Source organism: Pedobacter sp. (genome assembly GCF_045628745.1).
Taxonomy (GTDB): domain Bacteria; phylum Bacteroidota; class Bacteroidia; order Sphingobacteriales; family Sphingobacteriaceae; genus Pedobacter.
Window position 1 is genome coordinate 1 of record NZ_JAZQPU010000326.1, and the last position, 11,165, is coordinate 11,165.

Annotated in this window: 7 protein-coding genes; 6 read left to right on the forward strand and 1 reads right to left on the reverse strand. The window is 40.6% G+C overall.

From position 1 onward, the window contains the following. Positions 1 to 327 (reverse strand): hypothetical protein (locus ACR2F7_RS12035; protein WP_432713805.1); only part of this gene is annotated, 327 nt, incomplete at its 3' end. 392 nt (positions 328 to 719) lie between these two features. Here ACR2F7_RS12035 and ACR2F7_RS12040 point away from each other — a divergent pair. The 6 genes from ACR2F7_RS12040 to ACR2F7_RS12065 all read left to right on the forward strand — a co-directional run. Then, positions 720 to 1,505: a glycoside hydrolase family 16 protein gene (locus ACR2F7_RS12040; RefSeq protein ID WP_432713806.1), complete on the forward strand. Its 786-nt coding sequence runs from the start codon at positions 720 to 722 to the stop codon at positions 1,503 to 1,505. 153 nt (positions 1,506 to 1,658) lie between these two features. After that, positions 1,659 to 4,721, forward strand: a complete 3,063-nt coding sequence (locus ACR2F7_RS12045; RefSeq protein ID WP_432713807.1) for a SusC/RagA family TonB-linked outer membrane protein — start codon at positions 1,659 to 1,661, stop codon at positions 4,719 to 4,721. Positions 4,722 to 4,723: 2 nt separating this feature from the next. Next, a complete protein-coding gene (locus ACR2F7_RS12050) occupies positions 4,724 to 6,181 on the forward strand; it encodes a RagB/SusD family nutrient uptake outer membrane protein (RefSeq protein ID WP_432713808.1) in 1,458 nt (485 codons plus the stop codon). A gap of 60 nt (positions 6,182 to 6,241) precedes the next feature. Next, positions 6,242 to 7,750 carry a DUF7594 domain-containing protein gene (locus tag ACR2F7_RS12055; RefSeq protein ID WP_432713809.1) on the forward strand — a complete coding sequence of 503 codons (1,509 nt, stop codon included), beginning with the start codon at positions 6,242 to 6,244 and terminating at the stop codon, positions 7,748 to 7,750. A gap of 42 nt (positions 7,751 to 7,792) precedes the next feature. Further along, entirely contained in the window at positions 7,793 to 9,325 is a 1,533-nt protein-coding gene (locus tag ACR2F7_RS12060; protein ID WP_432713810.1) for a family 20 glycosylhydrolase, read from the forward strand. Positions 9,326 to 9,348: 23 nt separating this feature from the next. Next, on the forward strand, positions 9,349 to 11,165 hold a 1,817-nt coding region (locus ACR2F7_RS12065; RefSeq protein WP_432713811.1), incomplete at its 3' end, for a family 20 glycosylhydrolase.

Sequence of the window (11,165 nt, forward strand, 5' to 3'; positions counted from 1 at the left end):
TGCTGGCTGCTGCTGTTCATCAAATAGGGCTTTATATTCCCATTGTGTAATCACGTATCCACCTTTTCCATCAAACTTCCTGACCACAGCAGGAATGATCTCCTCTGGATTGATAAAGGCTTTTGCTGATGCCGATTTGCAAATCTCCTGGTCATCTTTATGCATGGTTGTCGAATAGTGCTTGCCAATAAGGCTGCCATGAATAGATTCGAAGACTTTCGAATAGCGCTTATTTACATACATATAATTACTATCCATACCTACGGCTATCAAGTAATAGATGTTGGAATTTTCTAGTAGCTTTCTCGTTTCTTCAAAATTTCGCATATCGCTTTGCCCTGATCAAATGTTATTCCAAGATTGAAACAATTATAGCTATCTCTTAAGTTACCTGAAATTCCTTCCTCCGTTTCTTTTTTTGAAAAGCCATATTCGTTAAAAGCCAAATTATTCATTTACTTTTTTTAATAATAAAGATGAAATGTCCGTTGGATAGAATATAATTAATACCATTGACCAAAAAGGTGCCAATGCGTTAAAGATCTGTTTTATTGTTCGTACAACCTATTAAACAGATGGTTGTGCCTTAAAAATTATAAAATATTTAAATGAAAAAATAGTGTACGTACACGTTTTTTTATATATTAGCAATATGTAAAGAAAATAAAGTTCAACATTAAACTTATTTCTTCCTCCTAACTTAACCTAAACCAAACAAAATGAAAAAATTTCTATTAATGTTGCCTGTTATCCTGGCTTGTAAGGTGGATCTTTTACAACCCATTGTTAAGTCTGTTCCCACAGAAAAAGTGTCAACTGTAGCGGCAGTAAAGAACACTGGCGTTTCCACCATCAAATTTAGTGGCTACAACTGGATAGTCAAAAATGGTCCAGGTATTGGTCCCGGTCCAAACAGCTGGAGTGAGAAAAATGCATGGGTAGATGACGCGGGACTTTTACACCTGAAACTTTCTTACGACAGTTCGTCGGCAAAATGGACTTGTGCAGGGGTAACTTCCGAAAAGAACTTTGGTCATGGTACCTACCAGTGGATGATCCAGGGACCAATAAGTACTTTAGATAAAAACGTAGTTACTGGCCTTTTTCATTACTTAGGCCCTGATGGCTTTAATGAATTAGATGTAGAATTTGCAAGATGGGGCGATGTAAACAAGCCTAATGTAAATTACAGCGTTTATCCTGCATCCGGAACAACTGGCACACATCAACGCACCACTACAGAGTGGAAGCAATCTGGAGGTACTTCAAGTACGCACCGCTATACCTGGACAAACGATGCTGTTGTGATCAAGAGTATGAATGGTTTCCATCAGGATGATACGAATATGTTCTTCACCAAAACATTTACTCCACCGGCAGCAACCATTCCTACTGTTAATATGCCAGTAAAAATGAACCTGTGGTTATTCCGTGGACTTGCCCCTTCAGACGGTAAAGAAGTCGAAATCGTCATCCGAAGCTTTAAATTCACCCCTGCTACCTAACCTAACCGAGAGCATTTTTTTAACAATCATCGTGTACGTAAACGTTGTTAATTAACAATGATGCTAAATTTAATTGAATCTATCGTCAGTTTACAATCGCAAGGAATGTAGGCTGACGATAGCCTCACAACTTATTATATATAATCTATGCTGATGAAAAATATATACTTAATGATCACTTTTTTCCTGATGACCTATTTGACCAGTTTTGCACAGGTTAAGGTTGGTACAGGGAGTCCATTTAACTTTACCGGGCGTGTTATTGATGAAACTGGCGAAGGCCTCATTGGTGCATCAGTTCGTTTACAGGGTACAACTACAGGTACAGCAACAGATAAAAACGGTAATTTCCGTATTCTATTAAATCCGGGATCAACTATATTAGTAGATTATATTGGCTTTAAAGGACAGGTAATTAATATTGGTGATCGTACAACCATTGTGGTTAAGCTTGTGCCAGATGCTCAACAATTGGGTAATGTAACTATCAATGTAGGTTACGGAACCCAAAAAGTGAAAGAAGTTACAGGGGCAGTAGGCTCTATCAGTGCTAAACAGATGGATACGCATGCGCTCGGCGATGTGAATACCAGTCTCCAGGGAAAAATAGCAGGGCTCCAAATTACCAGTAATTCTGGTGAGCCCGGTGCAGGTGCTACAGTAAGAATCCGTGGTGCTTCTTCTGTAAATGGTAGCAGTCAGCCGCTTTACATCGTTGACGGTGTACCCATCAATTCAGATACCTATGGCGGTGGATTAGTGGATGATGCCTCTACCTTTAGTCCCCTTGCAGACCTTAATCCCCAAAATATAGAATCCATTGAAGTTTTAAAGGATGGAACGGCTTCAATTTATGGTTCTCGCGCTTCTAATGGTGTCATCATTATCACCACAAAAAGTGGTGGCAATACTAAAAAGCCTGAAATACAATTTTCAGCCAATGCCAGTCTTGCAGAAATCACCAGAAAAATCGGTGTGCTTAATGGTCCGCAATTCAGGAGTGCTTATAAAGATGCCGTATTTAACTTTACAGGTGTGGAAACCACAAAGGCCTCTGTAGTAGATTCTTTACATCCGTATTATTCCAAAGATAATAACTGGCAAGATTTAATGTACCGTCAGGCGCTTCAGTACAAGGCAGATGTCAGCATTAAAGGTGCCTCCAAAGAAAACAACATGAATTACTTTGTCAGTGCAGGTTACAAAGACTTAAACCCCATCATCAGAGATACCCGGTTTAAGCAAACTTATGCCGCTGCTAAGGTCTACTATACCGTTACAAAAGCCATCTCAGGTAATACAAATTTTAACATCTCAAACAATAACTACAATAGAATTCTAACAGGCTTAAGTAACCAGAGTGCTATTTATCAGGCATTAAGTACAATGCCAGTTTATACGCCTTATGACCCAACTACGGGCGTGCTTATTCCTTTGTTGGAAGGTAGTAAACCTAATCCTATTGCTATTGCAGAACTTGCAGCCAATCAAATCAATAGATGGAGGGTATTTGGAAATCAGGATTTAAGGATAAAATTCTCTAAAAGCCTTCAATTTAAAACTACTTTAGGGGTGGATTATTCTAACACAGAAGAAACAAACTTTACCCCACAATCCTTGTTGCCACAAGGACAAATCAGTTCCTCATACCTGACTACCGGAAAGAACAATTCCTTTATCAATGAAAATACACTAAATTATAACAAAACCCTGGGTAAGAACCATCACCTTACAGTATTGCTTGGTCAATCTTATCAAAAGTTTCAGGATAATAAAGTTAATATCATAGGGAAGGGGCTCATTGATGCCACCATTACATCCATCAATGGCACATCTGTTGTTTCTTTATATAATCAGGATATTGAGGAGCATAGCTTGCTGTCGTTTTTCTCAAGAGCAAACTACGATTATAAGAGCAAATATCTTTTCTCTGCCGTTATGCGTGCTGACGGATCATCAAGGTTTGGTCCTGAAAACCGTTTTGGCTATTTTCCTTCTTTCTCCGCCGGATGGAGAATCTCTCAGGAAGAATGGTTTAAACCATTAACCTTTGTGACCGATGCCAAAATACGTGGTAGTTTTGGTATTACAGGAAATCAGTCCATCGGCAATTATGCATGGCAAGGGTCGCATTATACTGTAGGTACTTACCTTGGCAATGTGGCCATCATTTCTAATGGCGTTCCTAATCCTTCTCTTAAATGGGAGACGACAGAACAGTCGAATATAGGACTTGACCTGGCCTTTGTGGACAACAGAATCCGACTGACTGCTGATGCTTACCTGAAAAAAACTAACGGGCTTTTATTCGATGTTGCCGTACCAGGAAGCACAGGTTATGTTAGTGTGCCTGCTAACTTCGGCAGCCTGGAGAATAAAGGTTTAGAGTTTACCCTTTCTACCGTTAATATAGACCAGGCCTTTAAATGGAACTCTACATTTACGCTTTCACTTAACAGAAATAAAGTATTATCCCTGCCGGGCAACCAGGATTTTCGCCCTAATATATATAACATGGCAAGAGTTGGGCAACCTGCAGGCGTGTTTTACGGACTTAAATCATTAGGGGTATATGCTTCTGATACAGATAATAGCCTTCCTTATCGCCAGGGATCTGCCAATGGTGCCATCTATAAAGGTGGTGATGTGATCTGGGAGGATGTAAATGGTGACGGCATTATCAATGATTCTGATTTACAGGTTATTGGCGATCCAAATCCAGACTTTAGCGGAGGTTTCCAGAATGAATTCTCGTATAAGAATTTTACCCTATCGGCTCTATTAACCTATAATATTGGTAATGATGTTTTTAATGAGGTGAAACGAAACCTCGATGCTTCGCCGTATGATCAGAATCTTACCACCGACCAGCTGAGGAGATGGAGAAATCAGGGAGATATCACTGATGTTCCGCGATTGGTAAAAACGGATCCTATGTTAAACTATGCTATCTCAAGCCGCTTTGTTGAAGACGGTTCATTTATCAGATTACAGAACCTTGCCCTAAATTATAAATTATCTGGTAAGGTCATTAATAAATTAAAGATCAATAATGCTAACATCGGAATTTCCGTGGTTAACCTATTTACCTGGGGCTCTTACTCGGGTTACGATCCAGAAGTAAGCTCTTCCACCAATGCACTTGCCGTTGGAATTGACAGAGGATCTTTTCCGAAAACCAGAACCTATAATTTGTCATTAAATATTAATCTCTAATTATGAAATCAAAAGATTATAAAATGTACAGCCTTGCGCTGGTCGCATTGCTTTCCATATTCGGCTGTAAGAAAGCCCTTGAGATCGATCCCACTACATCATATTCTAATTCAAACTTTTGGACTGAAACACCACAGGCAACAGCCTCTTTATATGGTGCTTACAACTTGCTGCAGTCTGCAATGGCCAGGAATGTAGTTTATTATGGCGAGGCAAGGGCAGATAATGTGATCCTTAATCCCTTAGCCCTGAGTTCACAGACGCTTAACCTTTTAACGAATAACCTCAACTCCAGCCTTCCTGTAAGCAGCTGGAATGGCTTTTATCAGGTGGTTAATCAAAGTAATTTGATTTTGAAAAACACCCTGATCATGAAAGAAAAAGGTTTATATTTAGGTAAAACTGCAGAATATAATACCGTAAGGGCACAAGCCTTTGCGCTTCGTGCCTTCTGCTATTTTTACATGACAAGGTTATGGGGAAAGCTGCCTTTGGTAACAGAACCTGTGTTAGATGCCAATCAGAATTTTAGCATTGCACGGTCAGATACCACTGAGGTTTACAGCCGCATCCAGGCAGATCTTGATTCTGCAAGTCTGGCACCTATACCATCAACTTATGGTACAGCATCAGCCACCAGGGCACAGTTTACCATGGGTGCACTCAATGCTTTGTATACCGACTTTTACATGTGGAGGCACCAATACCAAAATGCTTTGGCCTCTTCTCAGAAAATACTGAGTAATTCCACTTATTCGCTGACTTCACTTTATAGTGCCTCGTCAACCATAGATTACAATGTAAACCCCCAGCTCATTGACAATACGCCTTATGCGCAGATGTTTACCAAAGGTTTTGCCTCAGAATCTATATTCGAAATAGATTACAATTTCGCTGAACGCGCTACAAGGTCATTTTATATTACTGTATATGGGGATCTCGGTTTCCAACCTTTCTTTAAGGCTAGCGGTTACCTCACTAGTAAGTTTACCTCGGTCGATCTTCGCTCTAAAATTAACTTTGGCACCACCGGGGCTATTCTTAAGTTCTTTGAAAAATCTGGTTTTGACCGAAGTACACAGGATGACAAAAACATCATTATTTATCGACTGGCAGACATCATTCTGCTAAGGGCCGAAGCTTTAAACAAAACAGGCGATGTTAGTGGAGCTATGACTTTAGTGAACCAAATTCGCAGCAGGGCAGGAGCAAGCACTTATACTGCGGCTTCTTATGCTGGCCTCACCACTGACCAGATTGAAGATTTAATTCTTGATGAAAGAGCGCGTGAACTTTGTTACGAGGGAAAAAGATGGTTTGACCTGGTGAGAACTGGCAAGGCCATCAAAGTACTTCAACCGATCAATGGAATAAGTGTGCCAGAAAACTTTCTATGGCCAATCAGCCTCACAGAAATCAGGTTAAATTCTTTATTAGATCAAAATTCATATTACCAATAATACGAAGACGAATCATCGCCTTTTAATTATGATAGCTTCAACCTTAAAATACATGTACTGATGAAAAAAATAAATCTTTACTTCAGGCTGCTTCTTGTATGTTCCCTAGCGGTAACCACCATTAGCTGCGGCAAATTTCAGTTATTGAAAGATACTGATAGTGCTTTGGTGGATGCGGGTACTAACCTTAAGACGCAAACCATTAGGGATTTCCTTATTGCAGATCACACTTCAGACCATACCACATTAGACCTTTTCTCTGCTGCCGTAAAGCGGGCCGGATTATTAGATATGCTTGGTAAAAACGACGAATATAGTGTGGTTATGCTTAACAATGCGGCCGTAAGCCAGCTGTTGTCAGCAATTGGCTATCCAACCGTTGAAGATGTACCTCCCATTATTTTAAAAAATATCCTTAGTGATCTGATTATCAAAGGGAGGATAAAATCTACAGACCTGGCGCTGAATGAAACCAAAAAAATAGAAACCATTAATGGCAATTTTATCTATTACTCAAGGACCTCCACATCGTCAGACCAGTTTGTACTTTACATTAACCAAAACTCTACATTAGGCTCTTCGGCAGCACTTGTAAAGTCGCAGGATCTTGACTTCAATAATGGGATAGCACATGTAACTGGTTCCTTTACTTTTTATAAGCTTTTGGATGAAAAATCTGATGAGGCTAATCCCGGAGGCAATACCGCTACACAAAAAATCCCTGTAACGAAAGATGTATACATTAGGGGGGGAACGGGTAACTTAAACGCTAATTTTAACGACGCCGCAACCATTGATCTTAAAGCCGTAAGTACTGCAGATGCTACTGTTGGCCGAATTGGGCTGCTCCAATATCCACTGCCTGCGCCAACTTTTGGAGATAAAATTGGATCGGCCAGAATGTATGTCTATGTTTATAATACCGGACTGACATCGGCAACAACGTTTTCTTTCGCTGCTCATTTGGGTGAGAATGTTGACTGGTCAGAAACTGCTGTTACCTGGACTAACGCTCCAAAATACAATTCCATAGCAATGTCTACCACACCTGTTGCGGGGGCCACTGTAGGCTGGGTATCTTTTGATGTTACCTCTGCTGTTGCTGAGTTATATGCCAATAAAGCCTCGTTTATCAATGTCTTTTTAAGACACAACGTAGATAACTTTATCAAGCTGCGTCCAAGGGAATTTTCTTCTGGTCTTTATGCATCTTATATCATGCTGACCTCGCCGCCACTAACCTTACTTACCCTGGGGCAGGTAAGCACATTGAAGGTGTCTGCCCAGGAAGGCATTACCTCACTCAGCCTGGATAATTTAAAGATGGACGGTGACGCCGATAAAAATATTACTTATACGGTTAAACAAGGTCCTGAAGCTGGATACTTAGTGAAATATGGAATTCCATTGGCAGCAAATGCTTCCTTTTCACAGGCAGACCTGGCTAAGGGTGCCATTAAATACCTTTATGGAGGAACAGGAAGTGCTGATAGAATCGTTTTTCAAGCAAGAGATCATAATGGCGGTTATTTTGAGTCTGATCTTAACCTTGATATTGCCATCAACTGATTTTAATACAATCTTCCTTAGTCCTGGACTAAAAACTTAATTATGAAAAAAACATTGATTCTCATGCTCCTCCTGACTGTTGCCTTTTTCAAGGCATCAGCTCAGGATGGAGGATTTCAATTTCCCGTACGAGGTTTCCATCTCGACCTTCGTATCCAGGCAATTCCAATGCCTGCATTGAAGAAACTTGCCCTTAACTTAAGTAAAGGCGGTATTAATACTTTAGTGATGGAGTGGGAGGCCACCTATCCTTTTGAAAATGAACCCTTGATTCCAAGCCGCCTGGCCTATAGCAGGGAGGAAGTCAAAGCCTTTATTGCTTATTGCAATTCCATTAAAATAAATGTAATTCCTTTGCAGCAGAGCTTTGGTCATGTTGAATATATATTGAGAAATCCCAAATACAAAGATTTGAGGGAAGATCAAAAAGACTATTCGCAAGTTAACCCAATAAGGGAGAAAGAGGCACGTCAGCTTTTCACTTCTTTATATAAAGATTTAATTTCCACCCATACCTCTCCATATATCCATATCGGGGGCGATGAAACTTATCTGTTAGGTCATGGTGAAGAATCTAAGAAAAAAATCAAAGCTGTAGGCATTGGAAGATTGTATGGAGATTATATCAAAATGCTTTGTGAAATTGTGATTAGCTTAGGTAAAAAACCTGTGCTTTGGGCTGATATTGCCTTAAAATATCCGGAGGCACTGAAAGCATTGCCTAAGGAAACCATTTTTGTAGACTGGAATTATGGCTGGGATGTGAACATGTTCGGCGACCACCAGAAACTAATGGAAAGTGGCTTTGAAATTTGGGGTGCTCCCTCCATCCGCAGTCACCCGGATAACTTTTTCCTTACCCAATGGAGCAAACATTTCAAAAATATCAGTGATTTTGTCCCTTTGGCAGATCAAATGGGTTATAAAGGAATCATCATGACTTCCTGGTCTACTTCAGGCTTGTATACACCTATTTTTGAGACCACCAGAGACATCGTTGACCTATATGCCATAAGACGTGTGTATCCCATCAGTGGATTTAACATGCTAATTGCAGCTTTTCAGGAAAGTTTAAAGTCTGCAGCACCGCTGGATGTAAACAAATTTATTGCATCATATTGCAAATCCCAATATGGCTTCGATGAAAACACCTCAAAAACTTTCTTTAAAGCACTTACTGCTGTTCCCTATGAAATTACCCAGGGAAAACCTATCAACACCAACCTGACAATTGATCAAATGCTGGACAGCACCAAAACGGCATTGAACGTGTTGAAGTCACTCCGTCCGCAGAAAAATGCAGCAGAGTTTGAGCATTACCGCCTAATGGCAGCCATAAGAGTTCAATACCTTTCTTACCAGTCAATAGAATCAAGGGCTAATGCGCCAGAAATGAAGGCCGAAGGTCTTAAAGCATTGATCAAAGAACTAGAAGCCTTAGATACAGCGGTGCTCGACAAAAAATTTGCTGAACTTAATGCAAATGTGCTGTATCCTTCAGAGATCATACAAGAAAATGAGCTGAGAGGTGCAAAAATCAAGGTCCTTAAGGCAAGGCTACAAAGACTCAAGTAATCATCCATCCAAAAAGAAAAAAAATGCGCAGAATCCTATTTCTACTCACTGTATTCCTTCAGGCAAGCGTTGCTTTGGCAACTCCTCGGCAGCAACATCCAGAAATACCAAAATTAGAAATCAGCTGGCATGTCTATGAAAATCATTATCTTGGAAAAGACCAGACATTAGCTGGAATCAGTATACTTAACCAGGGACAAGCTTTACCAGGTACAGGCTGGCGAATCTACTTTAACTTCGGAAAGAAGATGGAAGCCCTTCCACCAGACATCAATTTTAACATTACGCATGTTAATGGAGGGCTGTATTACCTGTCACCGGCTAAAGCTTTTAAAGGACTTGGTCAGAATGCGAAAATAGAACAGCGCTATGTTTCAAATTCATGGGTCATCAATTATACCGATGCACCCAATGGATTTTACCTGGTTTGGGATGATGCACCGGAAAAAGGATTCCCATTAGGGGAGCCCAGGATTGTTGCACCTACTGACGAGCAGAAGATGAAGCGCTTTGCGGGCGATAAAGAACGCTCAGCAGCACAGCTTTTTGACCTGAACAATAGAGGTAAAGACCAAAAGCAAAGTGAGCAAGCAAAGATTTTCCCCAATCCACTTTCTTATAGAGAAACCCCTGGTTATTTCACTATTAATCAATCTGTAAAAATTAGTGCTGACCCAGCCTTTAGCAAGGAAGCGCAACTATTGGCAGAGGACCTTGAAGTTATGCTAGGTAAAAAGCCAGTCATCACATCTGCCAATGAAACATTGCCCATCAGGCTTAAAAATGATAACACCGTAAAGAAGGATTCTTATACACTGAGTATCACTTCTGCTGGAATTCTCATCTCAGCCAGTGCACCCAGAGAAATTCACTATGGCATTCAGTCGCTTAAAACGCTGTTAACGCCCAATGCCTTTGCGCCGATGAACAAAGGCAAATCCATTAAAGTGAAATGCGTAGAAGTGATGGATCAGCCTTTATTTGGTTTCAGGGGAGTGATGGTCGATGTAGCCAGAAACTTCCAGCCTAAGGCTGAGATTTTAAAACTGCTCAACCTGCTGTCGCTCTATAAATTGAACACACTGCATTTGCACCTTAATGATGATGAGGGCTGGAGACTGCAGATTAAAGCCTTACCAGAACTTACTGAAGTAGGGTCAAAGCGTGGACACAGCATGAATGAGGAGGAAAGATTGATGCCTTCTTATGGTTCAGGACCTACAGAAGGTGTAACTTCAGGCAGCGGCTTTTACTCAAGAGAAGATTTTATCGACATTTTAAAATATGCTCACGACAGGCACATTACGGTAATTCCAGAGATTGAAACGCCAGGACATGCCCGTGCAGCAATTGTTTCCATGCAGGCGAGGTATTTAAAATACCAGAAATTAGGTGATACCCTGATGGCTAAACGTTACCTTTTGCGTGATGTGAAAGACACCTCAGTTTACCGTTCAGTGCAAAAGTGGAATGATAATGTAATGGATGTTTCCTTGCCTTCTGTTTATAATTTCCTGGAAACCGTAACAGATGAAGTGATTGAGATGTACAAAATTGCTGGTGTGCCAATTTCCACCATACATTATGGAGGCGATGAAGTGCCTGCAGGCGTATGGACGGGATCACCTTCAGTTAACGCATTTAAAACCCAGCATCCTGAAGTGAAACTGCCTGCGGATCTTTGGAATTACTTCTTTGGACGCATTGCCGCTATGCTTGATAAACGAGGACTGTATCTCTCTGGTTGGGAAGAAACGGCGCTCCATAAACCCGATTTACAAGCCACTAAAAAATGGCAGCCGAACCCAGTTTTTATAGACAGGAATTTCCATGTCAATGT

Excerpts from the sequence above, each read along its gene's own strand:
- ACR2F7_RS12040 (WP_432713806.1), top strand. The coding sequence starts at position 720 with ATGAAAAAATTTCTATTAATGTTGCCTGTTATCCTGGCTTGTAAGGTG.
- ACR2F7_RS12045 (WP_432713807.1), top strand. The coding sequence starts at position 1,659 with ATGAAAAATATATACTTAATGATCACTTTTTTCCTGATGACCTATTTG.
- ACR2F7_RS12050 (WP_432713808.1), top strand. The coding sequence starts at position 4,724 with ATGAAATCAAAAGATTATAAAATGTACAGCCTTGCGCTGGTCGCATTG.
- ACR2F7_RS12055 (WP_432713809.1), top strand. The coding sequence starts at position 6,242 with ATGAAAAAAATAAATCTTTACTTCAGGCTGCTTCTTGTATGTTCCCTA.
- ACR2F7_RS12060 (WP_432713810.1), top strand. The coding sequence starts at position 7,793 with ATGAAAAAAACATTGATTCTCATGCTCCTCCTGACTGTTGCCTTTTTC.